Below are 19266 nucleotides of genomic sequence, written 5' to 3'. Positions count from 1 at the left end.
TAACGTAAAGATGAACAAAAAGCCGCCAGTTTCACGCTATTTGGTCGTGGAACTTGGCGGCTCTGGCTATTTTGAGAGTACAGCTTGAAGAAAGGTTTATTCCGTTTTCAAATACTTATCTAAAAATGCATCCATTTCAGCAAAGAAGCGATGTCGATTGCCCTGTATAGACAAGTAATGATCGCCCGACTCTAGCTCGACATATTTAAATGTTTTATCTAAATCTTCGAGTTCGTCAGCCATATAACGACTTTGTAATGGTCTAACGATGCGGTCTTCTTCACCATGCACCAGTAGAATCGGCGTTTTTATCCCTTCTGCATTGTAATAAGGTGAGCGTGATTCCAAATCGTCGAAGTCATCACCAATCTGGTCTTTCACCAAGTCTGAATTTACAAAGCGTCTGGCGTGGATAACGATATGCTTTAATGAACTCACACCGGCAAAGCTTACTGCACATTGAAATAAATCTGGCGTTTTCACTGCCGCCATTAACGCTGCATAGCCGCCGTAGCTCGCGCCAACAATACACATATTGTCTTTGGTGGCATAACCTTGCTCAACCATCCAGTTTGCTGCGTCTGTGATGTCATCTTGCATCGACAGCCCCCAGCTTTTCATCTGGCTTTGCGCGAAGTCGAAGCCATAACCTTCCGAGCCTCTAAAGTTAGGGCGAAGCACCGCGTAGCCCTTATTGGTAAAGTACGAGGTCCAGTAATCGAAACCACTAAAATCTCGCGCACCGGGTCCACCATGAGGGTGAATAATCGTAGGAAACGGCCCTTCTCCATTCGGCAAGGTTAAGTAAGCCTCAATTTCAATATCATCACGGGCAGTGTAAGTAATCAGGTTGTGCTCAGTCAGCATGCCCTCTTCAATTTTAGGGTACTGCTGAAACAGGAAGTCTAATGAACCTTTTTCGCGGTCACCAATGAAATAAGCGCCTGGCATTGTGTCTGACTCAGAATACACAATATATTTTTTCTCATCACGGCTAAAGCTAACGAGTGTATTGGAATAGTCGACCAGCGCTTCGTCTAAGCCATTTTGCAGTGCGACATAACGCTCGTCCCAGTAGTGTCTACCATAGTGACGAATTCCAATAGCATCGTTGGTAACAGGGGAGTAGATTAAACTGCCATCTACGTCATAACCTTCATCAGAGAAAATTTCTGTATGCTCATTGGTCTCAAGGTTTAACGTAAACAAGGCTTTGTAGTCTCCCTTGTAGCCGCGATAATAAAGAATGTTTGGATCGAGGCCAAAGCCTAGAGGCATTTCACCTTTTTCACTCATGGCATTGTAACTAAACAAGGTACGCCAACTATCATCTTCTTTAAGTAATACGTGGCGCTCACCACTGTCATAATCTAGTGTGATACCCACTCGAACATTATGCTGTCTATCAACGACCCAATCTCTAATACTGCGCTTCCCACGCTCTAATCTTGTAGTACTGCCCGTATAGACATTCACTTTGAATACAGAAGGAAGGGCAAAAACTTCTACGTCAATGGCCATTAAGATGTGTTCAGGATCATCAGGTAGCCAATCAATCACATTATCTTGAAATTGTGGCACACGATTAGGATCTGCAGCTCTTCGTTTCAGTCTTCGCCAGTCTAAAAGGTGTTTAGGTTTTTCGCCCTGCGCATCGAAGTTCATAGCCAGTAGGCGAGTATCATAGACCCGCGTATTGCCACGACGGCTTTCATAACGAGCACTAACCACGATTCGCTCATCGTTAACCCACCGATACCAATTTATCTTAACTTTTTCGTTATCGGAGTGAATAAGGTAGTGAAACTTACCTGTGGTCAGGTCAAACGTGGCTAAAACCGATAGTTCATCTGGCTCATTAACGTTCTTCACAAACGCAATTTTATCGCCTTTAGGCGACAATGCGGGCCTTCGATAAGCCGGTAGGGCACTAAATACGGTGTAAGGCAGGGGGGCTGAAACACGTTCTACTGGTTCTGCGGCATTTTCATCACTTAGCGCACTAACGCTTATTGAGCTTAAGAAAAACAGAACAACTAAAGAGGTAACTGAATGGATACACGAGAAAAACCGACAGCGCATATATTTTCCTTTGCTTATTAACAACCCTTATTGAACTATTCATCCTGTGATTAGCTCGAAGTTTGTAACACTATACAACGATTTATAGTTTAAAAAGAAAGTTTAATTGTAATAATTGGTTACATTCAAACCAAACACTACACTAAAAAGAACGTGACATTAACCTGTACTTTAGTTGTGCTTTTTTACTAAATACGCAGTATACAAAGGGGTGTGGTATTATCAGCATCGTCGATGCTGTGTTAGTTATCTCGTATCATATTAGCGCCCCTTTTTTGTAAAGGCTGAAGCTGCGCCGTCTCTTTTTTTTGCTACAAGGAATCGCATTTTTCAATGCCATCGTGCTTTCTCTCTTCTTTAAAAACGCCGCTAGCGGGTATTAAAACCTGGCGCCACCAAGGGTACGCTCTTCGGTTTTTATCGCTGTGCCTATTTGTCTTTTTTATCTCTTCTGCTCAAGCGATTACCTACAAAGTTAATGGGGTAAAGCAAGACACGCTTAAAGACAATATTCGCCTACACTTGAACAATTTAGATGTAGAAACCGAGCTATTGAATGACCCATTCTGGCAGGACGAAGTTATCGCGACGGTAGCCACAGCCGTGCAGCCCTTTGGCTATTACAATAGTGATGCAACAGTAAAAGTCACTGAAGGCGATGAGGTCGTTGTGACAGTTTCACTTAACGAGCCGCTTCTTGTATCAAAGGTCACCCGAGAAATTATTGGTGTAGGACGAGAAGATAGCGACTTTAGAAGCCGCTTTAATGGGTTTTCGCTTAAAGAAGGGGATGTACTTAATCAACCCGTTTACGAGTCGTTTAAGTCATCGATGTTTAATTATGCCTTGTCTCATGGTTACTTTGATTTTTATTGGCAAGCCACGCGGTTAGATTTAGTCAGAGAGGAAAAAGAAGCTAACATTCTTCTTATTGCCCAAAGTGGCCCCCGTTATAATTTTGGTAAACTAAAGTTTGTTGGAGAAGACAAAGCGAAGTCAATTATCGAACGGCTCACCCCGTTTGAGGAAGGCAAGCCTTATTCATCAGCAAGATTGTCAGATTTCAACCGTTCGTTAAATCAATCGGGATACTTTGATAGGGTAATTGCGCGGCCAGTGGTAAGCGATGCAGAGGGACTAAATGTACCGATTGAAGTATCGCTGTCACACCGCCCAAAGGATGCGTTTAACGTATCGGTTGGCGCTGCCACCGATACGGGTCCACGCGTTACTTTAGGCTGGGAACGCCCTTGGGTAAATGATCGTGGTCACTCTGTATCATCCGATATCTTTATCTCTCAACCAGAACAATCCGTTACTGCCGACTATCGTATCCCGATGCAGAACATCACCAGAGACTACGTTAGTTTTGAAGCCGGTTATCAATTCATTGAATACAGCAACACTTCGATTGAAAGTGAAACCTTGTCACTTGCTGCCCACCGCTACTTTCAGGAAGATCATTCACCTTGGCAGCATGATGGCTCTATCACATACTTACAAGAAACCTATGATCAAGGCGACACTGACAACAACACTACATCACTTATTTTGCCCGGCTACTCTATTACTTACATAACCAAAGATAACGACCTTAATATTAATAATGGGAATTATTTTCAATTTTTATCCCAAGTGGGGCGAGATAATCTTGGCTCAGATATTAATATTGTGAAATCTGTGATGGAAGGCATGGTCATTCGTACCTTTTCTGACGTGCATCGGATCGCTATTCGAGGCGAGCTTGGCGCAATCAAAACCAATGATTTTTCACAAGTACCAACATCACTGCGGTTTTATGCCGGTGGCGACCAAAGTGTTCGCGGGTTCGATTACCGAGAAATTTCGCCTACTGATGATGTTATCGACCCTGAAACCGGTGACACCGTAACTGATGCCATTGGTGGTAAATACTTAGCCACTGCCAGCGTGGAGTATGCCTATCGCATTGCACAAAATTGGCGTATTGCCGCCTTTACCGATGCGGGTACGGCCACCAATGATTTAGATACCACATTAACTTACAGCGTGGGGTCGGGTTTTCATTGGCTATCCCCAATAGGCCCCGTACGCGTGTATGTGGCTCGCGGCTTTGCACCAGATGAAAAGACATGGCAACTGCATCTTATGTTGGGGCCAGAGTTATGAGAAAGCGCACGATTTCAACCATTCTACTAACGCCTGTACTTATTGTGGTGTTTGTTTACGGATTATTAATTAGCCCACTGGGCGGGCCGACCATACGCCTAATTGCCAATAACTTAGTAGGCGGGCTGAGTATTGAAAGCATTGAGGGTGGTCTTGCCGACAACCTCACTATTTCACAGGTAAAGTGGGAAAATGCGCAGTGGCGGGTGCACGCTGAGTATGCGTATCTTGATGTTACGTGGCGCTGTATCTTTGAGCCTAGAGTCTGCGTTAACGAAGTCAATGCCAGCGGTATTCTTGTTGAACAATTACAAGCGTCACCAAAAACAGAATCAGCCGAAGAAACAGGAAACTTTACGCTGCCTTTACCTATAGAGGTAAACCAAGCCAAGGTTGAGCGTTTTACCCTTAACATGCCGAGTCAGACGGTTGAACTAGGGAAGTTAAACTTAGATGAGTTCTTGGGCAACGATAAGCTGACGATATCGTCGTTATCGCTTGAAGATTTAGCCGTTACCCTTCATCAAGTTGAAGCATCTACTCAGACAACAGCCTCTTCGGCTAACGTGAACAAGGATGATGCTAGCCCTGAAAGTAGTGCTGACAATAGCGCCACGAACAGATCACTACCAAAATCTTATTCGCTTTCATACACCGCCCCAGAATTGCCCACGGTTTCATCGCCTATTCCAATAAGAATTGGAGAGTTTTCACTGACCAATGGCACACTACATCAAGGTGATTCAGCCCAAACCTTATCAGTATTCGCGTTTAAGGATTTTGAGTTTGCCAATGCTAATATATCGTTGGCCAATTTGAACGTAGTTCATCCACAAGGCAAGCTTAATGGCGACATTGCGGTCACCCTTGATGGTGCCTATCCGTTATCAGTCTCACTGAACGGTAGCGGCCTTATAGACGACAGCCAGCAGCAAGTAGACTTTCGAGCATCAGGTTCGCTGGCTGCACTTGAAGCTGACCTACAAACTGACGGTGTGATGAATGCCAAAGTAAACCTGTCTGCCGATGTACTTAGTGACAACCTGCCCATTTCCTTTAGCGCATCATGGAAAGAACAGCCCTTACCCACTATGGAGTCTGGCACCTTACACGATGGCGCACTAACCCTTAACGGCACCATGGGTGATTACATTTTAGATGGCGGGGCAGCTGCCACTTTACCCGATGTAGGCAAGGTGCCTGTAGCGCTAAATGTGGTGCTAAAAGAACACAACATCTACGTGAACGAAGCCAAAATCGAAGCATTAGAAGGCAGTATCAGTAATACCGGTACCTTGTACTTAGATGAGGCGATTTCTTGGGAAGGAAACACTACGTTTACCAATGTCTCTGGTGTTCAGTTTTCTGAATACGCGCCTGAGCAGTTAGAAGGTGGCTTTACCAGCGTGATGCAATATACAGAAAAAGGCCCGCAAGTCAGTATTCGAGATTTAGACTTAAAAGGCGTTTTGCAAAACAAACCCTTTTCGGTAGCGGGCGCTTTCGTTTATTCCGGCCCCAGCGACTTGCTGGTTGCTTCGCTAGCCGTAGAGCAAGCCGAAAATAAAATTGATGTGGTAGGACAACTGTTAAACAAACGCTATATCAACGCTGATATTGGTCTTGATGTAGCGGAAATTGCCGACCTTTACCCTGAAGTAGCTGGGGCGATATCTGGCAATATAAAAGCCACAGGCCCATGGATTAACCCCGTTGCCAAAGGCGCACTTAATTTTTCAAATATTGCGGTGTCGCCTGCGCTTTCAAACGCGGCAGCCCAACAAGGCGAAGTCAATGGCAAACTTGTTATTGATGGCTCATACACAAGCCATAAGGTCGACCTAGATGTAACCTTGCCTGAGCATAGCGTTGCCCTTAGCGTTGCAGGTAAGTGGCAAGACAATGTTTGGGCGGGTCAGGTAGAACAGAGCAAATTAAAACTCGCCAATATGCAGTGGGCGTTGTCATCACCATTTTCTCTCAATGTCGGCACGGCACCGCTTAGCGCCAATGTGGGCGAACACTGCTGGCACTCTCGGGAAGAGGGTGAACTTTGTATCACTAGCTTGAACTACCAAGAAAATAAAGCAAAGTGGAATGTATGGGCTAAGGCATTGCCTGTTGGCTTGTGGGCGCACGAGCTTGCGCCAGATATGATAGCGGCAGCAGCACCGGCAACCTTATCGGTGAAAACCCAAGGCCAATATTCCCAGGCCGACCCCATTGATGCGACTTTTACGGCGTCTTTATCACCAGCCACATGGCAATTAGGAAAAGAACGACCACTCGCTATAAGCGTTAACTCTGTGGAAACCACCGGCACTTTCAAGCAAGGTGAACTTAAAGCTAAGTCGCTTATTGCCAGTGAAGATTTAGGTAATGCCACCCTTAATGTTAGTACGTCGCCTTTTGAGGAGCGCAAACCAATTAGCGGTAATCTTGAGGTCGTTAATATAGACGTGGCGCCGCTGAAACCCTTATCTCCTGCTATTCGCACCCTCACGGGCATTATGAATGGGAACGTCACCTTGGCGGGTTTTGTAGATTCGCCTGAGCTATCCGGTAAATTGCAGATAGAAAATGGTGCTATTGATATTCAAGACACGCCAGTGTCTCTGGAAAACTGGACCCAATCGATTACGTTGAATGGCCAGCAAGCTAACTTCGACGGTTCGTTTGTGCTGGGCGGTGGTAAAGGGTCGCTAAACGGCGATCTCAATTGGTCAGATGTGCCAAGCGCGAACATTAATTTGAAAGGCGATAAATTTGAGGTACGCCAACCAAACATGCGTTTGCGGGTATCGCCAGATTTGAAAGTAGCGGCTACCGCTGACAAGGTTGATGTATCAGGCAGCGTGAATATACCTTGGGCACGCATAGAAGTTGAATCATTACCTGAAAGCGCGGTATCACCGTCTAAAGATGTTCACCTTCGCGGTGAACCGCCTAAAGAAGAACCCCTTGATATTGTCCATGCGTCTGTGATGGTCAATATCGATAAAGGCAAAACTGGCGAAGTACAGTTAGAGGCCTTTGGTTTAACTGCAAGCTTGCATGGCGGTGTAAAGGTGAATAACCAACCTGCTTTAGTGGGCTTTGGCGACCTTCAAATACTTAACGGCCGTTATAACGCTTACGGCCAGCAACTGGTTATTCAAACGGGCGAAGTGCAGTTTAATGGCCCTATCGATCAACCCATGCTGCTGATTGAAGCCATTCGCGACCCAGACAAAACTGACGATGATGTGATTGCCGGCATTAGAATAGACGGCGCCGCCGATTCCCCTAGCATTAATTTATTCTCAGAGCCTGCAATGGATCAGCAAAACGTACTTTCGTACTTGCTAACAGGGTCTGGCCCAGATGCTGAAAGCGAAGATCCTAACTACGCGGCTTTACTGGTAGGTTTTGGCCTTTCGAATACCAAAACCTTAACTGGCCAAGTAGGTAAAGCATTAGGCATTGATGATTTCAGCTTAAGCACCAACGAAAATAAGCTGTCGGTAACCGGTCAGATTAACGACAGGTTAACGGCTGAATATAACGTGGATGTGGGGTTGAGTAACAATGACTCAAGCAGCACTCTTCGCCGTAGGCAAGAACCGCCCGACTTAGCATTGCGATACCGTTTGTTGCCTCGTTTATTTTTAGAAGCGGTACAAACCACCATTGAAGATCAGTCTGAATTCGCCTTAGATTTATACTATGAATTCTTCTTAGGAGAAGAAAAAGACGATGATAATAATGAAGATTCTGTTGAAGATAATGGTGGCGATGAAAACAACAACGAAAGCAGCGATACCAGTAACGGTGAAGCTGCTACTCCAAAGGCCGAGAAAGCGACAAAATAGCTAACTCATATTAGCGGGGCGGCAGGTCTTCAAAAATGACTAGCCGCCGTCACTCATATCATTTAATGCCGTTAATTTTTGTTCAAATTGCTTTTGCCTGCGATGCGCCCAAACATACCACACCGCCATAATACCAGCGGTAATTACCGTTACCAGCACTACCACCCCATACTCCCTTTCTTCAGCAGCCTTAGCCAAGGTAAAGATGGTATTGAACGCAATAACAATAGGTACGGCTATCCAGGCAGAATGTTTATTAATAAAGGCAATACGGGCATTGTTTTTAAACTGTTTTTTCAACTGCTGTACATGATTGTTGGTTTGCGCATTACTGCCAAACGCAGCCACTCTTCTAAGCCAAAGCTGATAACCAAGTAAAGGGATAACGAAGACCATTAGGCCAAAATATAAGACACGAGCAGTTACTGGAAGCTCGCCCCAGTAATGTATAAAAATCCAAATACCTGGCACTAGCGACAAGCAATCGATTAAAAAATAAAGACGCTGCTTTCTTGTTTGGCTTTTAAACGTTTTTTTCACCTCATCCAAATCTACATTCGACACGGGTTGGGCTTGCCATAACGCGCTGAGGTCATTGTCACTATTACTGCCATTATCAGCGCTTTTGTTATTGTCATTCATCAGAGTTTCCTTCCAATACACTTGCTTTAGCCCGCTTTAAAATAACCCCTACATGAGATTTGGTTAGGCCGCATATATCAGCAATTTCATCATAAGATAAGCCTTCTAAGGAAAGGGTAAGTACTTGTCGCGGCTGTACTGCTAGTGCACGTACTTTAACGAGTAATCGTGTTAGTGATTGTTGCTGGCTGGTGGCCGTTTCAGGGGAGACTTGTGACATTTGCTCAATAACAACGTCATCGTTGTACTCATCAGTATCGACGCGCTTCATCTGATTTGCCACGTGAGTAACGGCGCGGTTATGGGCAATTTTTAGAATATAAGTTTTTACACTGCTATCGCCTTTAAAGCGCACAAGCCCCTGCCACACAGCAATGGCTATTTCTTGTAGCAGTTCCTGCTGTAAGGCATGGTTAGCCTCGTAACTGTTTGCTACACGGCTTAATAGACTACCGTACTGTGCAAACACATCTTCAAATCCTTGCCCCAATCTCACGTCCTCAGTATTTCTTATTATTCACTGCACTGTATTACCGACTATTACGTTAAGAGCCACCCATTTACTTTTCTTACATGCATGTGATGACAGAAATCACCAGTGCTTATTTTGTGTAGTCTAGGGTGAAAGAAAAAAATTACATTTCTTTGTAATTTTTTTTGAAACCTAAAGACTAGTAAGCATGAAGGGTGTTATCGAAACACCACTATTGGGTACAAAATTAGGTACAAAACCGGACGCACACTTTTACCTTGGAGCACACTATGTCTACCTTAAGCATTTTTTTACTTATTGGCTTTATCACCATCATCGCTCTAGGCGCAAGTTACTTAGATGCTAAATTTCAATGGCGCCTCAACGACTGGATGAGTGGCACCTGCAGCAATCCTTTCATTGCTAGCAAAGCCACACAGCAACAACAGCTTATAGAGAAGAAAGATAAGCAAATTGCCGCCTTAGTAGAGCGAGTCGAAACACTGGAAGCCATAGTGACTCAGCCGGCGTATGAACTGAATCAAAAAATTAATGCGCTTTAGAAATGCATTTAAAGTATGCCTAGCTAGTTCATACTTAGCTATTTCATGATTAGTTACTTAGGGGTGGGCGTCGCATGAATATGGGCACTTTTCCCATAGCAATGGCGTTGCCCACCAACACCACGACTACGCCAAGTACAGACAGCCAACTCCACGTATAACCTTCAAAAAAGGTGGAGATAACCAGGGCCACAATGGGGTAAACCAGTACCACATAAGCGGCTTTGTCGGCGCCTATTTGCTTCAGCAGCTTCATATAAGAACCAAACGCCAACACCGAGCCGAAAAGCGCCAAATAAAGCAGCGAAATATAAAACTCGGGCGCCGTTGGAACAACCAAAGTGTCGTTTGTGACCCACGCGGTAATGTAAAGCATTACCATGGCATAACTCATGGCGTAAAAATTCATTTGAATAACCGGCGTGCCTGAAGTGAGGATCCGCTCTGAAATAACGTTACCAATTGATGCACTGAAAAAAGAAACAAACGCGATAGAAAGACCCGCCGCTAATGCTGCATCCATGGATACTTTGGAGAACTCAGGTACAAACATACACACGATGCCGGCCAGCCCAAACGTAGCACCCACCACCACTTCTAAACGAATAGGCTGCTTTAACCACCACCTGCGAAGCACCACATTAAAATAAATAATGCTGGAGCTCATCAGGGCGAGTAACGCGCTGATAATATGCGCCTGCGCCATATAAAGCAGGGTATAGTTGAGGCAATATAGAAAGAAACCTACTCCAGCCATTTTAATGTGAATGTGTAGCGGTAGCTTAAACGGCAGCCCGCGTACTACGCAAAATAGCCCTAAACACAGCGCCGCTAAGGTATAACGCCACGCAACGGCTAAGGTCTCAGCGGTATGCCCTATCTGATAAGTAATCGCTATCCACGTTGAACCCCAAATAAGCGTACATATGGCAAATAGCACACCATTGTTCATATTTGAGTTTCAACAAAATCAATTAAGTGATTCATCGCAATGTCAAAAAGGCGCTGACGAGATTCATTAGCCATCCACGCCGTATGAGGGGTAACGATAAGGTTGGGTATAGCGCCCATTAATAAGGGATGATTCGGCCCAGGTGGCTCTTGAGATATAACATCAACCGCCGCGCCGCCTATCTGCCCGCGCTTAAGCGCAGCCACCAATGCGTCTTCATCAACTAACCCACCTCTGGCAGTATTAATAAGAAAGCTAGTGGGTTTCATTAACGACAACCGAGCTTCGTTGAAAAGGTGATAATTGTCATCAGTGAGTGGGCAATGTAAGCTGACTACATCAGCGCCAGGTAACAATGATTCCAGTGAAGGTCGTGGGTCGCGCTTGTTAGCAATGCGCTCCTCTGTTAAAAACCCACCAGGCCGCGCGGCAATACTCACCTTCATCCCCATTGCGATAAATAGCGCTTCAACTCGCTTGCCCAACTCTCCATGACCAACAATAACCGCATGCTTACCGGCAAGCTCTACAATAGGGTGTTCGGTTAAGCAAAAGTGCGGCGATGTTGCCCATTTACCTTGTTCAACATCGTTATGATACTGGGGAAAGGCGGTGGCTAAATTAAGCAGCAACATTAAGGTATGTTGGGCAACGCTGTCGGTGCCATAGCCTTCCACATTCTGCACGTAAATATTGTGCGATTGGCAGTAATGAGTATCTACGTTGTTAGTTCCTGTGGCCATGACGCCCACATACTTTAGCGCCTTGGCGTGTTGCAGGGCCTCGCTATCTAATACTACCTTGTTGGTAAGCACGATATCGGCATTCGCTATTCTGCCAACCACCTCTTCTGGAAGGGTGTTGTCATAGCAAGTTAGCTCAATATTTACGTTATTGAGCAATGACGTATCGATTGTGTCTGAATTCAGTAAATCTGCACTAAAGGTTTCAGCATCAAGAAAAACCCCTGTTAGCTTTTTATGAGTATGTTTTCCCGTGCTTTTAGTGCCTGCTTGGGCGGCTTGACTATTGGCCACCGGCATTTCCTTGATTGTCTGCCTCGCCGATAGACTCGCAAATAGACTCAAGGGCGGTTTTAATATTAACGGGAATAGGCACTGCTTTATCAGAGAGTCTGTCCACAAATACATGCACAAACTGACCGTGCGCCACGCGGCGTTTAGCCTCACCGGCATAAATCGACAAACCGTAAGTAACCGAACTTCGGCCTAACTTTATCACCCTTAACCCAACGTAAATCGTTTCTGGATAAGCCGCTGGCGCTATATATTGGCACTGGCTACTGACTACATAAGCGACAGCGCTACTTTCTTGAATATTAAGGCCGCCCTCGTCAATTAAAAAGCGATTTACGGCGGTATCAAAAAAGCTGTAATACATCACATTATTAATGTGACCGTAAGCGTCGTTATCTTGCCAGCGAGTAGCAATTTCAAGGTGATAAGGGTAATCGTTGAGCGATGGTGTAATGTCTGTCATGCGTGGCGTTATCCCAAAAAGTTAAGAGTGTGGAAACTATAGCAATACCAAGTCGTCGCGATGTACAACTACGTCGGTTGTTTCATAACCTAACACATCCGCAATATGCTGCGACTTTTTCCCTTTTATCAGCATTAAGTCTCGCGCGTTATAAAGCGCCAAGCCTTTTGCGACAACTTGGTTGTCATAGCAAATTTCTACCGCCTCTCCTTGGTTAAAATTACCTTCTATGCTCGTCATGCCTGAAGGTAACAAAGACGCCCCGCGATCCACCAAGGCTGCTTTTGCGCCTTCATCGACATGAATACGGCCACAGGTTTTAAGCGTATGCGTTAACCACAACCGGCGGGCTTTTTTAGGCGAGTTACTAGCGTGAAACAAGGTGCCAGGAATAGAACCGTTTAACATGGCATCGAAAGACGCCCCTTTCCTGCCGTTAACAATAATAGTTTGAATACCGCTACTGGTGCACTTATCTGCTGCTTCAATTTTCGTTCGCATACCGCCTGTACCCATTGAGGTACCCGCACCACCTGCTAGTTTGTAAATCGATTCATCAATATTGTGCACTTCACTGATTAATGTGGCGTCTGGATCTTTACGGGGGTCGGCAGTGTACAACCCATCAATATCGGAACAAATAATAAGAGTATCTGCTTGAGCCACTAGCGCGGTATACGCGCCAAGATTGTCGTTATCACCCACTTTTAGCTCGTTCACCGCCACGGTATCGTTTTCGTTAACGATGGGAAGCGCATCATGATTTAGCAATTCTCTTAAGGTATTTTTGATATTCACATAACGAGTACGATCGCGAAGATCGTCAGCGGTAAGTAAAACCTGCGCACAAGGAAAGTCGAAAAACCGTTGCCAGTTTGCCATCATTTGAGTTTGACCAATGGCCGCCATCGCTTGTTTTTCAGCAATAGACGCATTGTGACGTATTTTCACTTTGCTTCGACCCGCAGCCACGCTGCCCGAGGAAACCAAAATAATTTCTTTGCCAGATTCGCGGCTTATCGTGATAAAGCGCGCCAGTGCTAATAAAAATCGGGCGCTACACGCATCGCCATTTGGCGCAATGAGGGCGCTACCTACTTTAATTACGGCACGCTGCCAATTGAGACTGTTCATAAGAAGATGATGCAAGAAAACAGGGGGTTAAGAATACGACACTTCGCTTTTTAAACAAACGTTATGTTACAGTTTTTTGCGTTAAAATAGGGTGAGTTTACGGTCAAAAACTGGGATAAAAGCAAAATGGCTTATATACTAGTTCGCTTATTTTATTATAAAAATAACTGGGAAACTCCATGAATAAGCACCAACGACATCTTTTCTGGCTTGCGCCAGTGTTGTCTATGCTGATTTATCTTCCATTCGCCAACGCAGCAATAAATCAAACAAAAGGCGATTTTGAAGATAAGTTCCGTCAGCTAGATGAATCTCTTCCTACCCCCAATGTATATCGAAATGCAGCGGGTGAGCCAGGTCATCAATACTGGCAACAACAAGTAGACTACAAAATTGACGTTAAGCTGATTGAAGATACACGCCGTATCGAAGCCAGTGAAACTATTACCTATCACAACAATGCACCAGATACGTTGAAGTATTTATGGATCCAATTGGATCAGAATAAGTTCCGCGACGATTCTATGTCTGCCCTTACCACCACTTTTGGTGGCATTGGTAATCGTGGGCCAGCAACACAATCTGCAAGTGGTGGTAAACCTGCACAGTTGAGCATGGCAGCGCTTCGTCGCCAACAGTTTGTTGACGATAACGAATTGGGTTACACCATTTCACGGGTGCAAGACAGCGCAGGTAACGACCTACATCACGTTATCGTTGGTACACTTATGCGTGTAGATTTAGCGCAACCGCTTCAACCTAAAAATAACGTCACTTTCGATATCGATTTTGCGTTTAATATCGTTGAAGAAGATGCGGTTTCTGCTCGTGCGGGTTACGAACATTTCCCTGATGATGAACGTGAAGGCGGTAACGATATTTTCTTACTAGCCCAATGGTTTCCTCGTCTAGCGGCTTATACCGATTACGAAGCATGGACAAACAAAGAGTTCATTGGCCGTGGTGAGTTCACGTTAGAGTTCGGTAACTACGAAGTAGATATTACGGTGCCAGCTGATCATATCGTTTCTTCTACCGGTAAATTACAAAACGCTGATGACGTGTTGACAAAAACCCAGCGTAATCGTTTGAAAGAAGCTGAAGATGCCGATCGCATTGTATTCGTTGTTACCGCTGAAGAAGCGCTAGAGAACGAAAAAGCAGGCACCAACAAGCAAAAAACATGGCGTTTTAAAGCTGACAACGTGCGTGATTTCGCTTGGGCTTCATCGCGTAAATTTATGTGGGATGCTCGTGGTTACCACCAAGGCGGCGACGTTCAGCCATTAGTCATGGCGATGTCTTTCTATCCGAAAGAGGGTGGTGAGCTTTGGGAGAAGTACTCTACCGAATCTATCATTCATACTATGGATGTTTATAGCCGCTTTAGTTTCGATTACCCGTACCCAGTTGCTCAGTCTGTGAATGGCCCAGTTGGCGGTATGGAATACCCAATGATCACTTTCAATGGTCCACGTACTGAGCTTCGTGACGATGGCTCACGTACTTACTCTTTATCTGAAAAACGCTTCCTTATTGGCGTGGTTATTCATGAAGTGGGTCATATTTACTTCCCAATGACGGTTAACTCTGATGAGCGTCAGTGGACGTGGATGGATGAAGGTTTAAACAGCTTCCTAGACGGTGTTGCAGGACGTGAATGGGATCCTACTATTCCATGGGGCGTTGAGCCACGTGACATTGTTAGTTATATGAAGTCTGAAACCCAAGTACCAATTATGACCCAGTCTGATTCGGTACTTAAATTAGGTCCTAATGCTTACACTAAGCCAGCCGTAGCGTTGAACATTCTTCGTGAAACCATTCTTGGCCGTGATTTGTTCGACTTCGCCTTTAAAGAATATGCACAACGTTGGATGTTTAAACGCCCTACACCTTCTGATTTTTTCCGCACCATGGAAGAAGCTTCTGGTGTTGATTTAGATTGGTTCTGGCGCGGTTGGTTTTACACTACTGACCACGTTGATATCAGCCTAGATAGCGTTTACAAACTTCGTTTGAACACTGAAGATCCTGATATCGACTTCGCCCGTGAGCGTGAAGCCGAACTTGATAAGCCTAAGTCACTTACCGACATTCGTAACAAAGAAGAAGGGAAAGAGCTTTGGGTAGACCGTTTCGATGATATCAAAGATTTTTACGACGAAAACGACCGTTACACGGTAACCAATAAAGAACGCAACAAGTACCGTAGTTTCTTAAAGAAACTTGAGCCTTGGGAACGCAAAGCGTTTGAACGCGCGGTTCGTGAAGACAAAAACTACTACGTACTCGACTTTAGCAACAAGGGTGGCTTAGTTATGCCGATCATTCTTGAGCTAGCATTTGAAGACGGTACAACCGAAGAAATGCGTATTCCTGCTGAAATTTGGCGTCGTACACCGAAAGCGGTAAGCAAACTTATTGTCACTGAAAAAGGCAAAGAGCTAGTAAGCGTAACGGTTGACCCACATTGGGAAACGGCTGACGTAGATGTTGAAAACAACCACTATCCGCGTCAAATCATTCCTTCACGTATTGAAGCGTACAAGTCTAAGCCTCGTAACACTTACGAGTATCGCGATCTAATGAACGATGTAAAAACCGAGCTAAAGACCGACGATGACGAAGACGAAGATGACAACTAAGGTTATGCCTTTTCAGTTATCTGCAAAAAACCATAAGCAGGGCCTAACGGCGCTGCTTGTGGCCGTTTTCTTATGTACTGGCTTATTCAGTACTTGGGCTAACGCGCATCAAGTTAAAGCCGCTATTACTACCGTGTTGTTCAACCCTCGAACGCAAAACATTGAGGTCATGCATCGCTTTAACCTGCACGATGCCGAGCACGCTGTAAAAGTACTGTTTGATAAGCACGCCGATATTATGGAAGAAGAGGAAACCCAGCAAGCGTTCGCTGATTACGTAAGCAACCACTTTGCGTTGTTAAACGGTGAGGAAAAATCATTAGATTTAGGTTTAGTAGGTTTTGAGTTAGATGGTAATCACTTTTGGGTGTACCAAGAAACCGCTCAACCGCCAGCGTTAGATGGTTTGATGATTCGTCACGATGCGTTACGTGATTTGTGGCCAACGCAAGTTAATACGTTAAATGTAGAAGGAAATGGGCCTTTAAAAACCCTTACTTTTACCGATAACGTGACCTTGCTGGAAGTGGAGTTTAACGGCGACCATCATTAATGCACTAATCGCATGATGAACCCGTCACTTAATCTTTATTCAACTTTCTGTTACTGATTTAAAGCACTGCTATTTCGCAGTGCTTTTTTGTATCCCCCTGAAGTCTTATTCCCATTTGCGTCAATCTGGCCTAAGTTAACCTAGTACCGTGCTTTTAAATCGATCAGTTTGTATCTGTCGTTTTGTATCAAGCGATGTATGTCGATTTTTATAAAAAGGGCACGAAGATGGGCATGCTTTTAACTTACACCATGGGGATTTTCCATGAGCGACAATACCACCACCAATGCGTTTTCCAACAACAAGAATATTATGTGGGTGCTGCTTAGCGGCGCCATGGCGCTTACCTTTATTGTGATGATGTTTTTGCCTAACAGCGGTACGGGTGAGGGCATGATAGCGGTTTACTCTGCCATGCTATGGTGTGGCATCTTTGGCGCAGCGTTATTTCGTTATATGACAAAAAATGGTTGGGTAGGGTTTGCAGTAGGTAGCGTAGTTGGCCTTATACTACAAATGGTAGCTCAGATAGTCTGAGCTTCTATATTGAACGCCTATCTTGAGCATTGGCAATTTGAGTGCTGATAGTGTGAGCACCGGTAGTTTTATCATCAGTAGCCTAGCTACAGCTTTGTAAGAAGCCTTACTTCGGCGCCAGATAACTAAGCAATTTACAAAAAATTAAGAAGTAATCGACCAACGACACATTGGCGTATAAATAGTATTAACGTTCAGGCCTCACAGACTGAACTTCAAAGGTTGGGCTTCAAACGTTGGGCTTCATAAAAGATTAAAGGCTTTCAAGGTTACTTCATGGCAAAAAATACCGATGAACGAAAAGCGCGAGCAGTACCGTCTTCACGTATTGGGAGAGTAGGGCGCTTAGGTGCTTTGGCAGGTAAAATTGCGGGTAATGTTGTTACCAATGGTGCCAGCCAATGGATAAAAGGCGAACGCCCCGCGCTTAGCGCATTGTTGTTAACACCGAAAAACATTTCGAATATTGCCGATCAACTCGCCACCATGCGTGGTGCCGCCATGAAGCTAGGCCAGCTTATCTCTATGGACACTGGCGACTTTTTACCGCCAGAACTCGCGACTATATTAGCAAGGCTGAGGGAAGATGCCGACCCTATGCCAAAAGCCCAATTAGATGCCACGCTAAACGCCCAATGGGGCGAGAGTTGGCATGATGATTTACTGTATTTTTCTTATGCGCCGGTTGCCGCCGCTTCCATCGGTCAGGTACACAAAGTGATTACTATGGACGGGAAAATGCTGGCAGCAAAGGTACAGTATCCTGGTGTACGTAAAAGTATCAGTAGCGATGTGGATAACGTAGCAACCCTCATTAAACTCACAGGTTTAGTACCAAGTTCGTTAGATATTGGCCCGCTGTTAGAAGAAGCTAAAGTTCAACTTCATCAAGAGGCCGACTATCACCGGGAAGCCAGTATGCTAACGCGCTACAAAGACGCGGTAGCGCAGCATAATGATACTGAGTTCTCCCACCAATTTGTTATTCCCAGTGTTCATTCACAGTTAACAACCGACTCTGTGCTAACAATGGACTTCATCGAAGCTAGCCCTCTTGATGCGGCGATGAACGCTCCCCAAGAAACTCGCAACAGGTTAATGACATCCTTATTCCAATTATTTTTTAACGAGATATTTGGCTTTAGGCTGCTTCAAAGCGACCCGAACTTAGCCAACTATCGATATAAAGAAGATACTCAGCAATGGGTATTGCTGGATTTCGGGGCCACGCGAGAAGTACCCGATGATATTGCGATGGGCTACCAAGCACTGCTTCAAAGTGCGGCCAGCGGCAATAAACAAGACATGCAACACGCAGCCCTACAGATTGGCTTAATAAACCAAGAACACAGTGATGCACAGCAGGACCTTGTTGTCGCATTAGGAATGGAAGCGTGTGAAGCTATTAGAGAAGACGGCCCCTATGATTTCGGCAATAGTGATCTGTTGCCAAGACTGCATGATAAAGGCGTAGCATTAACCATGCAGCATGATTTTTGGCACACACCGCCAGTTGATGCTCTGTTTATTCATCGCAAGTTAGGGGGGCTTTATATGTTGGCTAAGCGATTAGATACACAAGTTAATATGCGCGCCGCAGCAGAGCCTTGGCTAAAGCCTTGAGATTAGGCCACTGAGACTAAGCTTCTGAGTATGCTTCTGAGTATGCTTCTGAGTATGCTTCTGAGTATGCTTCTGAGTATGCTTCTGAGTATGCTTCTGAGTATGCTTCTGAGTATGCTTCTGAGATTAAGAGCCTCGCCTTGGCAGCAGTCCACGTATCATGGGGCAGCTATAACGCTAGCAACATAAATGGCTAATAAGGTAACTGCATGCTAAATGGCAACGCCATTTGTTCTGCGCTTTTAGGTGGGTTACCAATCATTTCGTCATAGGGGGAGTCGTGTTTCATAACGGCTTGCTGCACGCTACAGTGAGAAAACACTTCTCGAATTTGGCCGGTACTGAAAAAGCGCATAGGCCGGTCTTGCTTGTCATACACCATGCCGCTTTTGTCTCCTACGGTTAGGTAGACCAAATAAACGTTCATTTCATACGACTGAACTTCAAGATAATCGATGTTTAAAGGCTTACCTTCAATCTGGGTAAATAGAAACTTGTGCATAACCGCCCCTCAGCGCATGTAAATCAACCGATGAGTATTTTGATAATTTTTATGCCGCT

Annotated in this window: 15 protein-coding genes; 7 read left to right on the top strand and 8 right to left on the bottom strand. The window is 44.9% G+C overall.

From position 1 onward, the window contains the following. Window positions 1–96 precede the first annotated feature (96 nt). Entirely contained in the window at window positions 97–2082 is a 1986-nt protein-coding gene (locus R1T43_RS00915) for an alpha/beta hydrolase family protein (RefSeq protein WP_317351859.1), read from the bottom strand. Between the two features lie 333 nt (window positions 2083–2415). Here R1T43_RS00915 and R1T43_RS00910 point away from each other — a divergent pair, with 333 nt between their 5' ends. Continuing rightward, a complete protein-coding gene (locus R1T43_RS00910) occupies window positions 2416–4230 on the top strand; it encodes an autotransporter assembly complex family protein (RefSeq protein ID WP_317351857.1) in 1815 nt (604 codons plus the stop codon). Then, the gene (locus tag R1T43_RS00905) at window positions 4227–8081 is read left to right on the top strand and encodes a translocation/assembly module TamB domain-containing protein (protein ID WP_317351854.1); all 3855 of its coding nucleotides are present in this window, start codon (window positions 4227–4229) and stop codon (window positions 8079–8081) included. The genes R1T43_RS00910 and R1T43_RS00905 overlap by 4 nt, the downstream gene beginning before the upstream one ends. A gap of 39 nt (window positions 8082–8120) precedes the next feature. Here the strand turns inward: R1T43_RS00905 and R1T43_RS00900 are convergent, their stop codons facing one another. Then, the gene (locus tag R1T43_RS00900; protein ID WP_317351851.1) at window positions 8121–8723 is read right to left on the bottom strand and encodes a hypothetical protein; all 603 of its coding nucleotides are present in this window, start codon (window positions 8721–8723) and stop codon (window positions 8121–8123) included. Next, window positions 8716–9213 (bottom strand): RNA polymerase sigma factor, encoded by a 498-nt coding sequence (locus R1T43_RS00895; protein ID WP_211070297.1) that lies wholly within the window; start codon window positions 9211–9213, stop codon window positions 8716–8718. Before R1T43_RS00895 ends, R1T43_RS00900 begins: the two co-directional genes overlap by 8 nt. 272 nt (window positions 9214–9485) lie before the next feature. Between R1T43_RS00895 and R1T43_RS00890 the strand changes: the two genes are divergently transcribed. Next, window positions 9486–9758, top strand: a complete 273-nt coding sequence (locus tag R1T43_RS00890) for a hypothetical protein (RefSeq protein WP_317351848.1) — start codon at window positions 9486–9488, stop codon at window positions 9756–9758. A 49-nt stretch (window positions 9759–9807) separates the two neighbouring features. Here R1T43_RS00890 and R1T43_RS00885 read toward each other — a convergent pair whose 3' ends face one another. The 4 genes from R1T43_RS00885 to proB are packed head-to-tail and all read right to left on the bottom strand — an operon-like array spanning window position 9808 to window position 13344. After that, window positions 9808–10710, bottom strand: a complete 903-nt coding sequence (locus R1T43_RS00885) for a DMT family transporter (protein ID WP_317351845.1) — start codon at window positions 10708–10710, stop codon at window positions 9808–9810. Continuing rightward, entirely contained in the window at window positions 10707–11747 is a 1041-nt protein-coding gene (locus tag R1T43_RS00880; RefSeq protein ID WP_317351842.1) for a D-2-hydroxyacid dehydrogenase, read from the bottom strand. Before R1T43_RS00880 ends, R1T43_RS00885 begins: the two co-directional genes overlap by 4 nt. Next, window positions 11737–12210 (bottom strand): thioesterase family protein, encoded by a 474-nt coding sequence (locus tag R1T43_RS00875; RefSeq protein WP_317351840.1) that lies wholly within the window; start codon window positions 12208–12210, stop codon window positions 11737–11739. The genes R1T43_RS00880 and R1T43_RS00875 overlap by 11 nt, the downstream gene beginning before the upstream one ends. 36 nt (window positions 12211–12246) lie before the next feature. Further along, a complete protein-coding gene (gene proB / locus R1T43_RS00870; RefSeq protein WP_317351838.1) occupies window positions 12247–13344 on the bottom strand; it encodes a glutamate 5-kinase in 1098 nt (365 codons plus the stop codon). Window positions 13345–13571: 227 nt separating this feature from the next. Between proB and R1T43_RS00865 the strand changes: the two genes are divergently transcribed. The 4 genes from R1T43_RS00865 to R1T43_RS00850 all read left to right on the top strand — a co-directional run bounded on the left by R1T43_RS00865 (window position 13572) and on the right by R1T43_RS00850 (window position 18705). Beyond that, a complete protein-coding gene (locus R1T43_RS00865) occupies window positions 13572–15992 on the top strand; it encodes a M1 family metallopeptidase (protein ID WP_410549007.1) in 2421 nt (806 codons plus the stop codon). Further along, window positions 15982–16545 carry a DUF6702 family protein gene (locus R1T43_RS00860; protein ID WP_317351835.1) on the top strand — a complete coding sequence of 188 codons (564 nt, stop codon included), beginning with the start codon at window positions 15982–15984 and terminating at the stop codon, window positions 16543–16545. The genes R1T43_RS00865 and R1T43_RS00860 overlap by 11 nt, the downstream gene beginning before the upstream one ends. Before the next feature lie 264 nt (window positions 16546–16809). Beyond that, window positions 16810–17082 (top strand): hypothetical protein, encoded by a 273-nt coding sequence (locus R1T43_RS00855; protein WP_211070305.1) that lies wholly within the window; start codon window positions 16810–16812, stop codon window positions 17080–17082. 276 nt (window positions 17083–17358) lie between these two features. Beyond that, window positions 17359–18705 (top strand): AarF/ABC1/UbiB kinase family protein, encoded by a 1347-nt coding sequence (locus R1T43_RS00850; protein WP_317351832.1) that lies wholly within the window; start codon window positions 17359–17361, stop codon window positions 18703–18705. 193 nt (window positions 18706–18898) lie between these two features. Here the strand turns inward: R1T43_RS00850 and R1T43_RS00845 are convergent, their stop codons facing one another. Then, on the bottom strand, window positions 18899–19207 hold the full coding sequence (locus R1T43_RS00845) for a DUF6482 family protein (protein WP_317351829.1): 309 nt from the start codon (window positions 19205–19207) through the stop codon (window positions 18899–18901). Window positions 19208–19266: the final 59 nt, after the last annotated feature.

Source organism: Alteromonas sp. CI.11.F.A3, from assembly GCF_032925565.1.
GTDB lineage: Bacteria > Pseudomonadota > Gammaproteobacteria > Enterobacterales > Alteromonadaceae > Alteromonas.
The sequence above is the reverse complement of the archived record's forward strand: the minus strand, read 5'-3'. Positions and strand labels throughout refer to the sequence as shown.